Annotated in this window: 17 protein-coding genes; 3 read left to right on the top strand and 14 right to left on the bottom strand. The window is 66.9% G+C overall.

The features are described from left to right. Nucleotides 1–650 precede the first annotated feature (650 nt). From EXU32_RS09020 to EXU32_RS09045, 6 genes are all read right to left on the bottom strand, one after another. Nucleotides 651–2,309, bottom strand: coding sequence for an HNH endonuclease signature motif containing protein (locus EXU32_RS09020; RefSeq protein ID WP_130629601.1), 1,659 nt, complete (start codon nucleotides 2,307–2,309; stop codon nucleotides 651–653). A gap of 84 nt (nucleotides 2,310–2,393) precedes the next feature. Then, nucleotides 2,394–3,242 (bottom strand): DUF3883 domain-containing protein, encoded by an 849-nt coding sequence (locus EXU32_RS09025; RefSeq protein WP_130629602.1) that lies wholly within the window; start codon nucleotides 3,240–3,242, stop codon nucleotides 2,394–2,396. A 46-nt stretch (nucleotides 3,243–3,288) separates the two neighbouring features. Further along, nucleotides 3,289–4,200: an HNH endonuclease gene (locus EXU32_RS09030; RefSeq protein WP_242612740.1), complete on the bottom strand. Its 912-nt coding sequence runs from the start codon at nucleotides 4,198–4,200 to the stop codon at nucleotides 3,289–3,291. Nucleotides 4,201–4,280: 80 nt separating this feature from the next. Then, nucleotides 4,281–7,193 (bottom strand): vitamin B12-dependent ribonucleotide reductase, encoded by a 2,913-nt coding sequence (locus tag EXU32_RS09035; protein ID WP_130629603.1) that lies wholly within the window; start codon nucleotides 7,191–7,193, stop codon nucleotides 4,281–4,283. Between the two features lie 126 nt (nucleotides 7,194–7,319). Beyond that, nucleotides 7,320–7,781 (bottom strand): transcriptional regulator NrdR, encoded by a 462-nt coding sequence (gene nrdR, locus EXU32_RS09040; protein ID WP_130629604.1) that lies wholly within the window; start codon nucleotides 7,779–7,781, stop codon nucleotides 7,320–7,322. Nucleotides 7,782–8,078: 297 nt separating this feature from the next. Continuing rightward, nucleotides 8,079–8,453, bottom strand: coding sequence for a LysM peptidoglycan-binding domain-containing protein (locus EXU32_RS09045; protein ID WP_130629605.1), 375 nt, complete (start codon nucleotides 8,451–8,453; stop codon nucleotides 8,079–8,081). A 222-nt stretch (nucleotides 8,454–8,675) separates the two neighbouring features. Between EXU32_RS09045 and lexA the strand changes: the two genes are divergently transcribed. Both lexA and EXU32_RS09055 read left to right on the top strand, forming a co-directional pair. Beyond that, complete coding sequence (lexA, locus tag EXU32_RS09050; protein WP_130629606.1) at nucleotides 8,676–9,425, top strand: transcriptional repressor LexA; 750 nt, start codon at nucleotides 8,676–8,678, stop codon at nucleotides 9,423–9,425. A gap of 28 nt (nucleotides 9,426–9,453) precedes the next feature. Continuing rightward, on the top strand, nucleotides 9,454–9,873 hold the full coding sequence (locus EXU32_RS09055; RefSeq protein WP_242612741.1) for a glutaredoxin domain-containing protein: 420 nt from the start codon (nucleotides 9,454–9,456) through the stop codon (nucleotides 9,871–9,873). Here the strand turns inward: EXU32_RS09055 and EXU32_RS09060 are convergent. Beyond that, nucleotides 9,854–10,819 carry a Sir2 family NAD-dependent protein deacetylase gene (locus EXU32_RS09060; protein ID WP_242612742.1) on the bottom strand — a complete coding sequence of 322 codons (966 nt, stop codon included), beginning with the start codon at nucleotides 10,817–10,819 and terminating at the stop codon, nucleotides 9,854–9,856. The two genes, EXU32_RS09055 and EXU32_RS09060, sit on opposite strands and share 20 nt — an antisense overlap. Before the next feature lie 98 nt (nucleotides 10,820–10,917). On the opposite strand from EXU32_RS09060, the gene EXU32_RS09065 reads away from it, so the two are divergent. Continuing rightward, nucleotides 10,918–11,799, top strand: coding sequence for a hypothetical protein (locus EXU32_RS09065; protein WP_130629607.1), 882 nt, complete (start codon nucleotides 10,918–10,920; stop codon nucleotides 11,797–11,799). A gap of 698 nt (nucleotides 11,800–12,497) precedes the next feature. Here the strand turns inward: EXU32_RS09065 and EXU32_RS09070 are convergent. From EXU32_RS09070 to EXU32_RS09100, 7 genes are all read right to left on the bottom strand, one after another. Continuing rightward, the gene (locus tag EXU32_RS09070) at nucleotides 12,498–13,154 is read right to left on the bottom strand and encodes a hypothetical protein (protein WP_130629608.1); all 657 of its coding nucleotides are present in this window, start codon (nucleotides 13,152–13,154) and stop codon (nucleotides 12,498–12,500) included. Next, nucleotides 13,151–13,357 carry a hypothetical protein gene (locus tag EXU32_RS09075; protein ID WP_130629609.1) on the bottom strand — a complete coding sequence of 69 codons (207 nt, stop codon included), beginning with the start codon at nucleotides 13,355–13,357 and terminating at the stop codon, nucleotides 13,151–13,153. The genes EXU32_RS09070 and EXU32_RS09075 overlap by 4 nt, the downstream gene beginning before the upstream one ends. After that, entirely contained in the window at nucleotides 13,354–13,620 is a 267-nt protein-coding gene (locus EXU32_RS09080) for a hypothetical protein (protein ID WP_130629610.1), read from the bottom strand. The genes EXU32_RS09075 and EXU32_RS09080 overlap by 4 nt, the downstream gene beginning before the upstream one ends. 79 nt (nucleotides 13,621–13,699) lie before the next feature. Beyond that, the gene (locus EXU32_RS17680; RefSeq protein ID WP_130629611.1) at nucleotides 13,700–14,134 is read right to left on the bottom strand and encodes an HNH endonuclease; all 435 of its coding nucleotides are present in this window, start codon (nucleotides 14,132–14,134) and stop codon (nucleotides 13,700–13,702) included. Then, nucleotides 14,131–15,222, bottom strand: coding sequence for an HTH domain-containing protein (locus EXU32_RS09090; RefSeq protein WP_130629612.1), 1,092 nt, complete (start codon nucleotides 15,220–15,222; stop codon nucleotides 14,131–14,133). Before EXU32_RS09090 ends, EXU32_RS17680 begins: the two co-directional genes overlap by 4 nt. Before the next feature lie 337 nt (nucleotides 15,223–15,559). Then, nucleotides 15,560–15,946, bottom strand: a complete 387-nt coding sequence (locus tag EXU32_RS09095; RefSeq protein ID WP_130629613.1) for a hypothetical protein — start codon at nucleotides 15,944–15,946, stop codon at nucleotides 15,560–15,562. Nucleotides 15,947–15,949: 3 nt separating this feature from the next. Then, the gene (locus tag EXU32_RS09100; RefSeq protein ID WP_130629614.1) at nucleotides 15,950–17,629 is read right to left on the bottom strand and encodes a recombinase family protein; all 1,680 of its coding nucleotides are present in this window, start codon (nucleotides 17,627–17,629) and stop codon (nucleotides 15,950–15,952) included. Between the last annotated feature and the right edge of the window lie 219 nt (nucleotides 17,630–17,848).

A 17,848-nucleotide genomic window follows, 5' to 3' on the forward strand; every position in this document is an offset into this window, starting at 1 on the left:
GGCCGGATGAGGTTCCGAAGCAATATCCGTTGGAGCACAGTCGATGCAGCGGACGGTTTTGGTCGTCTTGTCATAGATCGCGGCCGTGTGGGCAGGAAGGTCGCTGCCGCACAGGCGACACACTCCGGCGTATCGCAGACGCATCCTCTTGTCCGTCGAGGGAGGGTCTGTTGGCTCAGGCACCTCTGAAGCGTCCATCGACATCGTCCTCCACTCCCCCAGCACCCACGCTGCTGATGTCGCGTGAGCATAGGGCTGAATGCCGTGGCGCGACAGGCCCGCGATTCGCCCTCTTCACAGGGGGCGAAGGTCACGACGGGTCGAGCCGCTCCCACCGCCCTTCGGACACGAACGTCGACCGCGCCGTCGTGACGCTAATGGCGCTCTGGTCGTCGCTGGCGTAGGCCCGTACGTCGCGTCGCCACCGTTGACGAGCAGGACGTCGGCCTCGCGGACCACTGGGACCCGCCGGTCGGCGCCGATGCCGGGGAGGACCGTGATCTCGAGGACACCCACGGATATCCACCCGAGTCCGGTCACCGGGCACTCGTCGTGACCGCTGATGAACCTCTAGGCAGCTTTGTCGATCATCAGGTGAGCAAACGCATGGCGTTACCTTCGTGGAGGGCTGCGTGGTCGAAGGGAGCCCGTCAGAAGGGAGGGTCGACCGGGTACTCCTGCGGTCCTCCTACCCCGACCAAGCACTCCGGCTTCAGGGACTCATAGAAGGCGTCTCGCTCCTCGTCCTCGTCGCAGATGTACCGCGGCTTCGCCTCGTTCGCCCCCTCTGAAGGGGGCGAGTCCTCGTCGTCGGTGTGGACCCACAGGCTCGGGAAGGTGCCCGTCGCGACGCCGGCCGGGCTGATCCACTCGGTACGCCCGTCCTCGTGCAGCCTGTGCGTCCATCCCGGGGTGTGCTTCAGCCGGTGGTGGTGGCGGCACAGTCCCGACAGGTTGGCCGGGCAGGACTGGCCCTCCGGCCACTCGGTCGCGTGGTCGAGGTCGGCGTTGTCCTCGGTGCAGCCAGTCATCAGTCGACGGTTGCAGCCCCACATGCGGCAGGTCTCGTCGCGGGCCGCGACGAACTCGCGCATCCCGTCCGTCACGACGTAGCGCGGGTTGCTCGTCTCCACGAGGGTCCCTGTGCGAGCGTCGACCAGCGCCCGGGAGACCTTGGTCTCCAGGTTGCTCGTCAGTGCCGCGACCACGTCCGCCGGGATGAACCCGATGCCCGGGATCTCGCAGCCACTGATCCAGCACTCCTGACCACCCGGGCCCAGGCTGGCGGGCACCTGTGAGGTCACCGCGTCGCCCGCCCACTCCTCGGGGAGCACGTCGACCGCGTCGGCGCCCTCCCCGGTGACGAAGCGCCCTTCGCGAGCGGTCGGGCCGTGCAGGTCCTGGCCAATGCTCGAGCCGCCGCCTTTGCCCCCTTGGTAGGGGGCGAAGGTCAGCCTGGAGGCAGCGGACGTGATGACCGGGATACCCAGGCGGATGCTCGCCCGGACCTCCACTCCCCTCAGCGCGAGGTCGGCGAGTCCGTAGGCGCGTGAGGCGCCGGCGGTCAGCGTCGGATCGGACTCGCGACGCAGCTTCGCGGCGACCTCGATGGCCTCCTTGAGGGCGACTGCCATCTCGGAGGGCAGGGTCGCAAACATCTGAGCGGTGCCGACCGGGCCCTCCGCGAAGCTCACGTCCGTCTGCTCGCGACGGTTGCGACGCGCCTTCTCCGCGAGGAGCTCCGGCTCGACGCGCTGGAGGACGCGTCGGATGGCCTTGCGCAGCTCACGCTCCTCGAGCTCACCGATGCGGACTGACCCCGGCTTGCCACGAAGGGGGGCAAGCAGGTGAGCCACGACTGCCGCCACGGCCTCGGGGCTGGCTCGCTTGGTCTCCTTGGCCACGATGCTGAGCGCCCTGGTCGGGACGCGGCCCTCCGCGACGAGGTCGGCGATGGGCAGCAGGTCCGTCACCGCCCGGGCTGCCAGATCGCACCGCTCCCCCGCGGCCCAGGTGCTGGAGTGCGTGACCATCGCGACCGCGTCCTCGGCGAACTCGGCCACCTCGCCCTCGCGCAGGTGAACCTGACGGTAGATGCCGTCCGGGCCACGCTCCTCGCCCCAGCGCACGACCTGCCCCAGCACGGACAGCTCCAGGGCATCAGCCGCGCGTCTGAGTCGCTCCGTTGCCTGCAAGACGCACGTCAGGCTCGTCTCGTCCGCTCGGCCACCGCGCTCGGTCACCCCCGCTCGCGCCTGCCCCAGCCCTCGGAAGGACTCCTCCACCACGGTCAGCTCTTCATCGAACATGCGTCCTAGTCTTCCAGCGGGGTGTGACAACGCTCTGGTGTGTGCACCGAGACCCAGGACTGGTGGTCGGCCCGTCTCAGTCGCTCACTCTGAGGAGCGCGATGGAAGGGCCGTGTACGACTCAGGCGCTAGATCGCAAGCATGGCGAAGGTCGCCGCGCAGCGTGTAGAAGCGCACAGCTTCTGGCCGGAAGTCGTGGAGACGATAGAGGTGGTATCGCTCCCCCTCAACGCCGCTGACCTCGACCTCGTTCCGACTCACGACCATGGGCCAGTGAGCTCCGCGCTTCGTGGTCTTAACCTCGATCAGCTTTTCGGCGCCGTCTGGTTCGAACGACCGGATGTCGAAGCCGAGACCGTCCCCCACCGTTTGGCTGACGTGATCGACTCGTGAAGCAAGGTGGTGCTGCCCGGCCCTGGTAAGGAGCAGACGCTCGCGAGCCAAGACTGCACGCTCTCCGGCGGCACCCAACTGTCGGTTCATCGCTTCCAGCTCGACAAAGTTCCACCGTCCTGCGCGCTGACCGGGGAGACCCTCGCTCGGCTGCAACCCCAGCGTGGGTGGCTCGCCTTCCCTCCAGATCGCCGAATCAGCGACGTCAGGCATTGATGCCGTCATGCTGTCGAAGGCCAGGTCTGTCAGGTCCTGCTGTCGCAGGATCTCCTCGCGAACGCAGTCCCGCAGAGAGGCCTGGATATTGGGATACGGCTTGTAACCGTTGACGAAGGGGAAACTCAGCTCTCGAAGGACCGCGCTCACATTCATCAACTTGAACTCGATCGACCCACGGCCGCGGTCAAGGAGGCCCTGAAGCTGCCGATTGACATCAGCCTTGACGAAGCTCTCGTCCTTCAACTCTGAGCGAAGCATCCCCAGATATGCGTGCACGAGAATGCTGTTCTCCTCCGCGGACCACGCCTCCCTGGTTGCCACTCAGCCTCCTCGATTCCTCGAACCATATGACCAACGGATGACGGCGTCAGCTGGCGGCCCTGAAGCGCTCGTAGGAGAGCTCCAGCAAGCTGGCATCAGGCTGCTCTCGCTTGAGACTCGGAAGCACCATCAGCCTTTCGTCATGCCGCTCCTTGAGGCCGTACTGAAGCATGGGCCCGTCCACCTCCTCCAAGAGGTCTGCCCGGATCTGGACCACGAGATCGGGCCTGATGCCGAGGATGTTGGCATCGAACGCGGCGTGGTGAATCTTGCACAGCGCCAGTCCGTTACGCACCGAGGCGACGCCGAGGTCATGGCGGTCCTCGACGATGTGTGCCGCATCAAGCAGGTCACCATGACGCAGCGAGCACACGGCGCACCGCGTCTCGTAGGCACGCATGACGGTCGAGCGAAAGACCCGTTGGTGGACCCGCTGATTGCGCTCCACCCTGAGGTAACGACGCACGTGCTCATCGGCTGCGTCAGAGATCGAGTCACGCTGGACCTCATCAATTGCGACAACAAACTGATGCTGGAGTGATTCTTCTGCGTCGATGTAGACCGGGTAGATCGGCTTGTAGTCCCCTGGCCCGACCCCGAAGAACCAGATCAGGGGCAGCTCAGCCTTCATGGCCGCCCTCAGGGCCTTGTTCTCCGGGTGCTCTGGATCCGTCCCACGCCACTTGTACCTGAGGCGGCCATCCGGACCGACCGCATCCTCGTAGGGCCTCGCCGCCCCCTCCGGCCGATACACAGTCCGGATCGAAAGTGCAGCGACGGCGTCCGCCGGTTTACGAATCCCGCGCTGGGCATCGACGAGAGGTACGCGAACTCCGTCGAACTCGAAAGCCCGCAGAGTCTCCGAACGAAGCCAGTCACGCTCCGCCGTAGCCGCGTCCGAGAGCCAGCCCATGGCTGCTGCCCGAAAAGCCCGCTCGTAGTCCAGATCCCACGCCATGACTGGAGCTTGCCAGGCCAACGACGAGAAGGGGGCCAACCGGACTCACCGGTTGGCCCCCCTTCGATCAACTACTCAGATCAGCTGCAACCGCTGGTCGAGCCGCAGCCCTCGCAGACGTAGCAGGAGCCGGCGGGACGCATCTTGGTACCGCAGGTCATGCACATGGGGGCGTCCGAGGCCTTGCCCTGGAACTTCTCCATGAGCTCGGCCGAGGAGTGGACGGTGGCGTCGACTGCACGGGCAGAGGCAGCACCGGCACCGGACTGGTCGGTGATGGTCTCGTCCTTGGTGGCTACCTCGGACTTGACCTCCTTGACCTCGTTGGTCGCGACGCCCTGGCTGTAGCTGTCGTCGTCGTAGTCCGAGTCGTCACTGTCCGTGGACGAGGCCTCGTAGGAGCCGGTCTCCAGCTGACGGGCGCGCTCCTCCGCGGTGTGGATGCCCATGAAGGACCGCGTGTCGAAGTCCAGGTAGTCCAGCGCCAGGCGACGGAAGACGTAGTCCATGATCGACTGCGCCATCCGCACGTCCGGGTCATCCGTCATACCAGCCGGCTCGAAGCGCAGGTTGGTGAACTTCTCGACGTAGGTCTCCAGCGGCACACCGTGCTGCAGGGCGATCGAGATCGCGATGGAGAAGGCATCCATCAGGCCGGCCAGGGTCGAGCCCTGCTTGCCGAACTTCAGGAAGAGCTCACCGAGGTCACCGTCCTCGTAGGTGCCAGCGGTCAGGTACCCCTCGGCCCCACCGACGGCGAAGCTCGTCGTCTGCGAGGAGCGACGCTTGGGCATCCGGCGACGCAGCGGGCGGTACTCGACGACCTTCTCGACCGGCGCGGCAGCGGCGGCGTCCTTGGCGTCCTTCGCGTCCTTGGCGGTGGACCCACCGTCGGACAGCGGCTGACCGACCTTGCAGTTGTCGCGGTAGACCGCGAGCGCCTTCAGGCCGAGCTTCCAGCCCTGCATGTAGACGTCCTCGATCTCCTCGACCGACGCCGACTCAGGCAGGTTGACCGTCTTGGAGATGGCACCGGAGAGGAAGGGCTGGACCGCAGCCATCATCCGCACGTGACCCATCGGAGCGATCGCACGGGCACCCATGGCGGTGTCGAAGATCTCGTAGTGGTCCTGCTTCAGACCCGGGGCGTCGATGACGTGACCCTTGTCGGCGATGTATTCGACGATCGCCTCGATGGTCTCCTCGGTGTAGCCGAGCTTCTTCAGCGCACGCGGGATCGTCAGGTTGACGATCTGCATCGAGCCGCCACCGACGAGCTTCTTGAACTTCACCAGGGAGAAGTCCGGCTCGATGCCGGTGGTGTCGCAGTCCATCATGAAGCCGATGGTCCCGGTCGGGGCGAGCACCGACGCCTGGGCGTTGCGGTAGCCGTTCTTCTCGCCGACCTTGACGACCGCGTCCCACGCCTTGGTGGCCACCGCGTGGATGTCCTTGTCCATCGTGTGGATCGTGCGGATCTGGTCGTTGGCCGCTTGGTGCTTGCGCATGACGCGCTTGTGGGCGTCAGCGTTGCGGGCGTAGCCGTTGTAGGCACCGACGATCCCGGCGAGCTCGGCGGAGCGCTTGTAGGACGCACCGGTGAGCAGCGAGGTGATCGACGCGGCCAGCGCGCGGCCACCATCGGAGTCGTAGCCGTGACCGGTCGCCATGAGCAGCGCGCCGAGGTTGGCGTAACCGATGCCCAGCTGACGGTAGTCGCGGGTGGTGTCGCCGATCGCCTCGGTCGGGAAGTCGGCGAAGCAGATCGAGATGTCCATCGCGGTGATGACCAGCTCGGCAACCTTCTGGAAGCGCTCGGCGTCGAAGGTGTCGTCGTCCTTGAGGAACTTCAGCAGGTTGAGCGAGGCGAGGTTGCAGGAGGAGTTGTCCAGGGACATGTACTCGCTGCACGGGTTGGACGCGGTGATCCGGCCCGTCTCCGGGTTGGTGTGCCAGTCGTTGATCGTGCCGTCGTACTGGATGCCCGGGTCGGCGCACTCCCACGCGGCCTTGGCGATCTTGCCCATGAGCTCACGAGCGTCGACGGTCTCGATGACCGAGCCGTCCTTGCGGGAGGTCAGACCGAACTCGGTGCCCTCGTCGACCGCACGCATGAACTCGTCGTTGACACGCACCGAGTTGTTGGCGTTCTGGTACTGGACCGAGGTGATGTCGGCCCCGCCGAGGTCCATGTCGAAGCCTGCGTCACGCAGCGCACGGATCTTGTGCTCCTCGCGCGCCTTGGTCTCGACGAACTCCTCGATGTCCGGGTGGTCGACGTCCAGGACGACCATCTTGGCCGCACGACGGGTCGCGCCACCGGACTTGATGGTGCCCGCGGAGGCGTCGGCACCACGCATGAAGGAGACCGGCCCGGAGGCGGTACCACCGGAGGACAGCAGCTCCTTGGAGGAGCGGATGCGGGAGAGGTTGAGGCCGGCACCGGAGCCGCCCTTGAAGATGAAGCCCTCCTCCTTGTACCAGTTGAGGATCGAGTCCATCGAGTCGTCGACCGAGAGGATGAAGCAGGCGCTGACCTGCTGCGGGCTGGCCGTGCCGACGTTGAACCACACCGGGGAGTTGAAGCTGAAGATCTGGTGCAGCAGCGCGTAGGTCAGCTCGTGCTCGAAGATCTCGGCGTCGGTGTCAGCGGCGAAGTAGCCGTTGTCCTTGCCCGCCTTGACATAGGTCAGGACGACCCGGTCGATGAGCTGCTTGAGACCGGACTCGCGCTCCGGCGAACCGACGGCCCCACGGAAGTACTTGGTCGTGACGATGGTCGAGGCGTTGACCGACCAGAAGTCGGGGAACTCGACACCGCGCTGCTCGAAGATCGTCTCGCCGGACTTCCAGTTCTGCTGGACGACGTCACGCTTCTCCCAGGTGACCTCGTCGTAGGGGTGCACACCCTCGGTGGTGTGGATGCGCTCGATGGTCAGGCCCTTGGTGCGGGACCCGCGACGGGTGCTGGGCTTGCCGGCGGTCTCGGTCATGCTGCTTCTCCTCGATCCGAAAGGTTCGGTCTGCTGCGGTGGCGCCTGGTGCGCCTGGTGCTGCGGGCTGCTACTGACGATGTCACCGGGTACCGACAGCCCACTCGCGTGTCGGCACCCGGGGTCCTAGGGGGTGGTGGCGGCATGCTCGCGACGCAGGGTCGCGATCGCCGACTCGAAGTCCTCGAGCGAGTCGAAGGACTGGTAGACGGAGGCGAAGCGCAGGTACGCCACCTCGTCGAGATCACGCAGCGGCGACAGGATCGCCATGCCCACCTCGTGGGCATCGATCTCTGCGCTCCCCTGCGATCGGATGCTCTCCTCGACGCGCTGCGCGAGGAGGGCGAGCTGGTCCTCGGTGACCGGTCGGCCCTGGCAGGCCTTGCGGACACCGGCGAGCACCTTGGCCCGGCTGAAGGGCTCGGCCGCCCCCGACCGCTTGGTCACCGTCAGGCTGGCGCTCTCGAGCGTCGTGAAGCGGCGGCTGCACTCGGGGCACTGGCGACGACGCCGGATGGCGCTGCCGTCATCGGTCGTGCGGCTGTCGATGACCCGGGAGTCGGTGTGACGGCAGAACGGGCAGTGCACGGCCGAATCTCCCTTCGCTTGTGGATGGTGCGGTGGACGAAACTGGGGATATACCCGCTCCGCCTGTGGACAACTGCTGTCAGCCTGTGCACTAGATGTGGACGAATGACAACCGTGTAACCACTAGATGTAGTGACCATTAGACGCCTCCGTGGCACGCGACGCAAGTCCTCGTCCAGATGCGTCGGTGAACGGCACATCGGCCACCTCCGAGGGGGACGGAGATGGCCGATGGCCGGCCCGGGCTGGGTCGGTGGGCCCGGGAGGAAGGGGGTCGCCGTCGCCGGCGACGTGCAGTCAGCGCGTCGGGATCGTGAGCGTCTGACCGGCGTGGATGTAGGTCGTCGAGAGCCCGTTGGCAACCTGGATGTCGGCCACAGCCTCGGCCGTCGGCACGCCGACGAGCTCGCTCGAGGCGATCTGGCTCAGCGTCTGACCTGGCTCGACGGTGATCTCCTGCGGCGCGGCGGCGGGTCCGGCGAAGGCGAAGGTCGCGCCGGCGATGCTCGCGGCGGCGAGCACGGAGGTGGTGATGGCCAGGCGGCCACGACGGGTCAGCCGCGTGCGAGGGGTCGGGCGTGCGACGACTGCGTCACCGGTGGGCATGGAGACGAGGTGGCGCGAGCGCGCGGGGACGTCGATGCGGATCGGGGTGGCGGTGAGAGCGGTCATGCGAATCCTCCTCGGTGCGGTTCTGTCGAACCGGTGTTCGATAGAACGTCTGTACGATGTCTAGCACGGGTGTTCGAAGAAAATCAACAACACGCTCGAACAGATGTTTGAAATGCGTGTTCGAACGTCCTACTGTCTTCACTACCGAGAAGTTGACCAGCGAGCACCGACAACGCTGGTTGCACCTCGGTCACACCGGACACGGACGAAGGGGTCGAGAGCATGAGCGGCACGGACGAGGACAACATCCACCAGCTCCCCGAGCGGGACACGGGCGATGGTCTGACCGTCCGCCAGCGCAAGGTGCTCGAGGTGATCCGCAATGCCGTGGCCACCCGTGGCTACCCGCCGAGCCTGCGCGAGATCGGTGAGCTCGTCGGCCTGACCAGCCCCAGCTCCGTGGCCCACCAGCTCTCCTCCCTCGAGCGCAAGGGCTACCTGCGCCGGGACCCCCACCGGCCCCGCGCCATCGAGGTCATCTCTCCCGACGGCCACACCGCTCCCCCGGCCGAGGTCACCGACCTGGGCGGCATGCGCGGCGGTGCCAGCACGACCGACGAGGTCGTCGACCCCACCGGCTCCGGTGACCACCGCCCCGAGGCCAGCTATGTGCCCGTCCTCGGCCAGATCGCCGCCGGCGTGCCGATCACCGCCGAGGAGGTCGTCGACGACGTCTTCCCCCTGCCCAAGCAGATCGTCGGCGAGGGCTCCCTCTTCCTCCTCAAGGTCGTCGGCGACTCGATGATCGACGCCGCCATCTGCGACGGCGACTGGGTGGTCGTGCGCCAGCAGCCCAATGCCGACAACGGCGACATCGTCGCGGCGATGCTCGACAACGAGGCGACGGTCAAGACCTACAAGCGCACCGACGGCCACCTGTGGCTGCTGCCGCACAACCCCGCCTTCGACCCGATCGACGGCGACCACGCGACGATCCTCGGCAAGGTCACCGCGGTCCTGCGACGCCTCTGAGCGGCTGGCTCTCTGAGACGCTGAACCCATGAGTCGATGGTGGCCGGCGATGACCGGTGTGGTCGCGAGCGTCGTCCTGCTCGTGCAGACGGTACTCACCGGCGACCTGTCGTTGCTCGTGCTCGCCGTGGGCTTCCTCGTCCTCGCGTGGTGGCTGTCACCACTCAACGGACGCGGGGGCCCGCGGCACACCGACATCGAGGCACACCGTGGGGACTTCCCCGTGGTCGTCTACTGGCGTCCGGGATGCGTCTACTGCCTGCGCCTGCGCGGTGCCCTCGGCAAGGACAAGGACAAGGCGACCTGGGTCAACATCTGGGCCGACGAGGAGGCCGCCGCCTTCGTCCGCTCGATCAACGACGGCAACGAGGTCGTCCCGACCGTGCGCATCGGCGAGCAGGTGCACACCAACCCCGAGCCGGACCTCGTCAGAGCCGCGCTGCGCTGAGCTCCTCCACGAGAGAGCGAAGGGAGTCCCCCAGCTCCCCGTCGACGCGATGATCGACGAGGTCGTCACCACGGGTGGGACCACGGGTGATCAGGGAGACCGGGATCCCCCGCTTGGCCGCGTGGCGGACGAAGCGCAGCCCCGACATCACCTGCAGCGAGCTGCCGAGCACGAGCAGGCTGGGCGCAGCATCGACGAGGTCGTAGCAGTGCTGCACCAGCGGCTTGGCCACCGATCCACCGAAGAAGACGACATCCGGCTTGAGGGTGTCGGCCCCGCACGCCTGGCAGGTCGGGGTGCGAAACCGCTCGACGTCCACGCTGTCCAGCCGGACGTCACCATCGGGTCGGATCTCGTCGCTGTCGACGTCGAAGCCGGGGTTGTCCCTGGCCATCCGCGCGTCGAGCGTCGGGCGATCGATGCGGGCCCCGCAGGTGAGGCAGACGACCTCGACGAGGTTGCCGTGCAGCTCGACGACCTCCCTCGTCCCGGCCGCCTGGTGCAGTCCGTCGACGTTCTGCGTGATGAGCGGACCGACCGTGCCGAGCTGCTGCAAGCGGGTGACCAGGTGGTGCGAGACATTGGGCCGCGCCGCGTGGAACCGGCGCCAGCCGACAAAGCTGCGCGCCCAGTACCGCTGCCGTGCCTCGCTGCTGCCGACAAACTCCGAGTAGTGCATCGGGGTGACCCGGCGCGTGCCGTCGGGCCCGCGATAGTCAGGGATCCCACTGTCGGTGGAGTAGGTGTTGTTAGTAACAGTGTTTGTGAAGCGCCACTGGCGAGCCGCCTCGAACTCTTCCTCGGGGGCTCCGGGCTCGGGCCACGGGCGATAGCAAGGGATCCCAGATCCCACGCTCATGCCTGCACCGCTCAGGACCAGAGCCGGTCCGTGCTGGGTCAGGACGTCAGCGATCTTGGACAGCACCTCATCTTGCTCACCCACCATGTCTCGATGCTAGGCCGTGGCCTCTGGCGGCGTTCACCACTGTCGGAGACGCGATCTATCGTCTGGTCAACGACAAACTCTCTGGCGGGAGCAACAACATGACCGAACGATTCGTACCCCTCAACGTGCGGATGAGCAACGACCCTGCGGTGCACGACCGATGGAACGTCCTGCACGAGGGCATGCCGCCCCACCTGCGGCCAAGCGTCGAGGGATGGCTCAACGAGGTCTTCTACGCGTTCCGAGACATCCCCGGAATCTGTGCCCGGACCCTCCAGTTCCAGACGGGCGAGGACCCAGACGACGCGCTTCGGGGATACATGTCTGACACAGACGACTCAGCCCTTCGGGTCGTTGACATGGTGCTTCAGATCCTCGGCAGCAAGTTCGAAGATGCCGAGGGGAGTTCCAGCAGCCTCACCGCGAACAAGGCCGCGAAGTTTTGGGTGGAGATTGACGACTACTTCGTTCAGGCCAACTCGGCATGGCGCATCGAGCAGGAGCCGACATGGATGCTGGGCCGGATCGTGGACGAGACCACGACGCGCGCGTTTGAGGACGTCCGCGACAGCGGGACCACGGCGGGACGGCTGCTAGCCGAGGCATGGCAGGCATCGTTCAAGCATGACGCGGACTACACGGAGGGCTACCGGAAGGCCGTGCTCGCAGTCGAAAGCGTTGCCATCTCAAAGTTCTGCCCGGACAACACGAGAGCGACGCTCGGAACCGCAATCCGGGATTTCAGGAGTCAAGGGCCGAAGTGGACTGTCGCCGGTCTGGACGACCAAGTTCAGCAGTCCAGGGACACGCTCCTCGCCATGCTGGAGTCAATCTGGCAGAACCAGCAGCGCCACGTGAAGCACGACGGCAACGCACCAGAGCCCGCTGAGCAGGACGAGACCGAGGCGGTCCTCTTCCTTGCGATCACGATCGTTCAGTGGTTCCAGCGCGGCTTCGTCCAGAAGAAGCCGGGCTCCTAACTGATCCGTCGGGCGGCGTTCTGTCGCTCCCGGAGGCAGGTCCGGCACCTGCGGGACCCGTTGGCCTCGGTGACCACGTTGTCACCGGCCAGCGGGTGCCCGCGCCGACAGACCGGGTAGCGCCCGTCTGGGCCTCTCAGGTGGTCGGGGTGAACCCACGTGTGCTCGGCTCGCTGCTCCCGCGAGCGCTCCAACACGCAGATCCTGCAGCGTCGGCGCGGACGCTTCCCTCCCGACCACGCGGCCACGGCTGGATCGGTGAGGTCGTGACCGCGAGGGCAGCAGGCGGGCAGTTGAGTGTCCTCTTCGTCTTTCTCGCATCGTCGCCTAGACCCGAGGCGTCCCACGGGCCACAAAGTCATGTGCTTGACCGCGACGCAGCCCGGGCGGCTGCAGGTCGTGGCGACGGTGAACCCGGGCGGGACTCGACGGTGCAGCGACTGGATCCAGACGAGCGTCCGCACCGGCAGCAGGCGGCCCGCGGCGGCGACCATCGGGACGCCCTTCACGTGCACGCCCTGCCACGGGAGGCAGTAGTCCTTCCGTAGGTGCCGCGACATCGCGTGGAGCGCTGCGGCTACTCGCGCTGGTGGGGCCGACACGAACGCCGACCCCACCAACGGTCCCGTGAGCGAAGTCCACCCACTCTCACGGGACAACGACGTGCCTCCGGACCACGGTGCACATCGCTGGTCTCATCACAGGCGGACGAAGCCTGCAGGTCGAGTCCGCGACGACGGGCGACGCGGCGGCGTGGACTCCGGCGCTCCGTGACCGTCCATGATCCGCGGACCACCACGCTCCACCGGAACCAGCGCGAACGGGTCGCGGCCATGCTGGAGGACGTCCACAACCTCTTCGACGCCCCACCGGGTCACGGTCCGCTCCCCTGCTGTCGGGCGTGGGATCGCCTTCTTCTGGCTGTCGGCGAGCGTCCGTGCTTCGGCGACTACGCGAGCGTCCTGACGCAGTTCCTGCGCTGCTTCCGCGAGGACCGCGACCGCTGCGGCCACGTCATCTCGCCGGGTAGCCCACCTGCCCCGGGCAGCCGCTTCGAGATCGGGCAGGACTTCGGCCTTCAGCCGCTTCTCTTCGTCCCTCAGCAGGTCGTGCTCGCGCTGCAGGTGCCGAATGGCGTCGGTGTTCGCTCGCCCTGGCTTCTCGGGCGCTTCCTGCGGGATCGGATGGCCCTGATCCGCTGCCTTCTCCACCGCTTCCCGGTGAGCGTCGAGCGCTGCCCGGTACGCCTCGGCTTCTTCCCGGGCGGCGGCGGACACCTTGGCGCGGCGCGCCTGCAGTTCGGCCACGCGCTGCTCGTGCTCGACCCAGCGCGGGTGCTCTTCGAGGATGCTCACGACCGCTCCCTCTTCGCGGCCCACTTCTGCTGGACAGCCTCGGCGCGCATCTTGTCCTCGGTGGACGTCGCGCACAGGCGGATGCTCGACAGAACGCCTCGCTGCCACTCGGTGGGCTCGGTGATCTCCTCGAACCGGGTCAGGGTCTCGCGCTGCGGGTCGTTGAGCCCGGCGCGAATGCTGGCCTGCGGCGTGTACGTCATCGGCTGGCCTTCCCGGGTGCGCGGCGAGCCTTGCCGACCGGAGTCGCGTCCTGCACGGCCTGCATCTTCCGCACGAGCGGTGACATGGACCGTCGGTTGCGGGCCTCGCGGGCGTACCTCCCTCGGGAGATGTTCACTCCGGATGGGCGTCGGTCTGGGTCGCCCATGCCTTCGTGGCCCGGGCCGTAGTAGCCGTACGGCGTCGGCCCGCTCACCGGGGTGGGGTACGGCACCGTCTGGGCGGTGTCCGGGGGTGTGGTCATGGTCTTGCTCCTTCGTTGGTGGACGTTCTCAGGGTCTCTGCGGGACCGGTCGGGAGGCGGGTACGACACCGCTCACGTATTACGGGCGGTCCGCCGTGCCAGCAGATCTCGTAGACGCCTCGTGACGGGCTGGGGCGCTCTCGGGTGGGTGGTTGGGAGGGCTCGGCCCAGAGATCGCCTGTACGTGGCCGGACGGTCGCCGATTCGCCCAGGAGCCCCGGTGGTGGAGGTGCATCTCGTTCCAGTCCATCTCGCGGCAGTGGTCGGGGCGGACGCACAGCCGGTCACCACAGACGACGTGGACCAGCATCTTGCTCGTCGGTCCGTGCTCGGCTTCCCACAGGACGCGGTGCAGCAGCCTCCCGCCCGTCGTCGCTGGGTACCGCGCTCCGCACCCGGACCGTGCCCCACGGACAGCACGCCAGCACCCGGTGTCTCGGTCCACGTCGATCCGCGCCCAGTGCTCGGGAGGCACTGACGTCCGGAACTCTTCGGCATCGCTCGCGGTGCTCATCGCGCCGCCCTCCGCTGCTCCTGCGTATTCGACTTCACTGGGCGACCCTGAGGACGGCCACCAGCGATCACACCGAGTCGAGAGCGTCGTTGGTCCGACGCCCAGTCCAGCCACATCTCACGGGCCTTGTCGTGACGCTCCCGGACCTTCTCGCCCCTGCCTGCCGTGCGACGGAACTTCGCCACCGCATCGAGGCGTCGAGCAAGTCCCTCAGCGTCGGTAACCAGCGGCCTCCACGTCCCATCGTCCAGTCGCTCGACCAGACCGAGACCATGCATCTCCCCTAGCCGGGTTCGGACCGTGCGATCAGTGACTCCCAGCGCCTCCGCGATCACTCGGGCGGACGCCGGGTCGTCGGTCATCAGGAGCAGCCGCAGCACCCTGTACCCAGTGCCTCCGAGGGCTCCACGCCTGAACGCGTCGTGGGCGGAAGATATAGGGACAGTCTCTGCACCAGAGAACAGTCTGACTACTGTCCCTGTATCTTCCGTGGGCTTCCGGAGGGTCCAGCCGGTTCCTGTGGTGTCAGTGCTGTCGTGGGTCTTCTTCAGCCAGCCTGCGTCGATGAGCCTTCGGGTGGCCCGGTGTGCTGTGTCGGCGCTTCCGAGTCCGGCTTCTTCGGTGATCTGTCGGAGTGACGCTCGGAGCACCGGTCCGCCTGCTTTTTGGGCGAGTCGGCACAGGGCATCGAGCACGAGTCGGTCTGTGGTGCCGGTGCGCCCCTTCCACGGTCGGGCTTCGGCGCTCGCGTGGATCTGGGCGACCTTCTCGGACGCTGACTGTCGGTCTACGACGGGTGGGTTGGCCGCGATGAACTTTCGGGCGCTCTCGATGCGGTAGCGGAGGTCCCCGGTGGCGGCTGGTCCGCCGTTGCGCTCGGCCAGGCGGCGGTACCACCAGCCTCCGCGGTGCTCAGGGTCGAGCAGTGCCTCGCGCATCTGCTGTTCGGTCCAGTGGTGTTGGACCATCGACGTGACGAGCGTCCGGTACGCCTTGTGCGGGTCATCTTCGATGCCATGGCGTAGGCGGTCCTGCATCTCGCGGGACAGCGGCGTTCGCTGGGGTGGGTCTCCAACTTCATGGGCCATGACGGCCTCCCTTTCGGTCTGACCGTCGTGACTAGCGACGGCGCGGGGCGATTCACTTAGATCGCTCTTCCGCCAGAAAGGGTGTTGCAACTCCAATCCTAGGAGACCCACGCGACACGCTTCGGAGGACTCGTGGTGTGTCGTGGGCTGATGGCAAAATGGGCTCCACGCGGGAGTGACTCCCCGCGAAGAACGTCACCGGGCTTACTTCCTTTCACCGGCCTGACCTTCGGTCTCGACGCCCTCCGGACTTCACGACGGGGGGCGTCGGCATGTCCACGGGGGCGGCGCTCTCGATGTGCGCTCGATGTACTCCCGGTGGCCAGTCGCCCTGGGCTCAGTCCCAGAGCGTCGGCGGGGCCGGGGCGAGTTCGGGCACGGTCAGGCCGCGGCGAGCGAGCCAGTCAGCGGCCCATCTGCGGTGGCACTCGTTCGTCCCGTCCAGCACTTCCCAACACATGAGGACCAGCCGTTGGCCCGGGTGCCTCGCGGTGAGGTCTTGCAGGGCTGCGGCTACTCGGGCCTCGGTGTCATCCAACTGCCGCCAGTACCGGGCGCGCTGCACGGTCAGGGGCTGGTCGTCCATCTTCCGGAAGACAGTCCACGGCTTCAGCGGGTCGCACTGCTCCGCTTCACGGAATCGCGGGTGCTTCCCGATGCTCGTCCCGACCGCGACACCCATGTCCGGCGTGAACTGCGAGTACGAGCACGTCGCGAGGTTCACGGGTCAGTCCGCCAGCACCGTGCCCTGCAGGTACCAAGAGTCCGGGTCGCGCCACACGATCTCGATGCTGTCGGTGTCGAACTTCCGGCCTCGCACCTTCGTCGGGTGGATGACGACCCTCTCGACGTACATGCGGATCCAGTACCGCTGCGCGTTGATCGCCTTGGCCTTCTGCTCCTTCAGCCCGTCGGCCTTGTTCTTCTGGGCCTCTGTGAGGACTGGGATCTCCGGTACGACGTCCTTCCCGGCTTTCTGCTCCTTGGTCTCCTTATCCCACTTCTTCTGCTGCTCCTGCGTCCAAACGTCGCGCTCGTCACCGTTCGGCAGCAGACTCGCGGAGTACTCGAACGCCTTCGTGAGGTCGAACTGGCCGTACTCGTGCGAGGCCATGCGGTGGCCGGCTCGCATCTGCAGCGCTTCCCGCCGCTCGGTCTGCAATGCCTCGATCTCCGCTTCGATCTTCTGCGTCATCCGCGCCAGCCGGGCCGGGTCGCCGCCGTTGCTCACGAACTTGTCTTCGAGGTCCGCGAGCCGGTCCTCCAACGCGGTGATCTCCTTCGTCCGGTCGACCGTCTCCTCGACTCGCCACTCGACCCGGCGAGGCTCCACCTTCAGCGCGTAGTCACGCACCTGATCCAGCACGTACCGGTCCGTCTGGTCACGGTCCCGCGACAGGTGCCCACGACACCGGTAGGACACCTTCCCGTTCGTCTGCTGGTGCGGCAGCAACTTCTCACCGCACGTCCCGCACCGCGTCAACGTCCCCGACAGCAGGTGCCGCCGCGTGGACGTCCAGTTGTCCACGACCACCCGCCTGTTCTCCAACGCGTGCACCACCTCGTCATGCAGCGACGTGGAGATGATCGGCGTGACACCCTCCGCCATGACCGGGTGCCCCGCGTCGTCATAGACGATCTCCCGCCCGTGGAAGATGTAGCCCGCGTGCCTCGGGTTCCCAGCGACCTCCCGGACCTTCCGGACGTCCCACCTTCGGTCCCCAGCGGTCTTGATGCCGCGCCCGTTCAACGACCGCGCGATCTCTGAGAGCGAGTCACCTGCCGCAAGCCGCTCACACATCTCCTTGACGACCCGCGCCTCTGTCGGACGGGGCCGCTTGTGGTCCTTCGACCAGCCGTAGGGCCGCATACCGCGCTGAGCCATGCGCCCTGACAGGCGAGCCTGCTCGTTGCGTCGCAGCACACGCTCACTCGTCGCGTCCGCCTCCATGTTCGCGACCACCGCCAGCAGCGCTGTCTGCCCTCTCCCCTGCGCTGTCGTCAGGTCCAGGTCTCCCCCGACCGTCGCGACAAGCACGTCATGCTCCTTCGCGACCTCGATAAAGCGCACCGCGTCGTCCAACCGCCGCACCAGCCTGTCCAGCCGGTACGCGATGACCGCCCGCACCTCACCCGCCTTCATCGCCGCCACCAGCGCCTCGAACTTCGGGCGGCGTCCCCTCGTCGCAGACGTGTCGTTCTCCACCAACACCCACGACTCGTCCACCTCCCACTCACGAGCCTCCGCGTACTTCCGACACGCCTGCTCCTGACGCTCGACACCGAGCCCTTCCATGGCCGCGTCACGCGAGATACGGCAGTAGACCGCCGTCTTCACCTTCGTCTGCGACGACTTCCGCGACCGCGCTTGTGATCTGCGGCGGGACTGGACGGTCGGGGCGCTCACCGCTCCCACCTGCCGACTCCAGCCGGGCGGGTGAAAAGCGTTGGGAGAGAAGGGGATTGGGGTGCGGTGTGAGGTGTTGAGGGCATGCCCTCATTTTAGTGTGTAAGTAGGTGTGGGAGGTAGGTCGACATGCCTGCACCGGTCAGGACGAGGGCCGGTCCGGCCGTCAGCACACGGGCGATGTCCTCGATCACCCGACCAGTATGGGCGCCCGGCACG

The sequence above is a fragment of the Janibacter limosus genome, assembly GCF_004295485.1.
GTDB classification, from domain to species: domain Bacteria; phylum Actinomycetota; class Actinomycetes; order Actinomycetales; family Dermatophilaceae; genus Janibacter; species Janibacter limosus_A.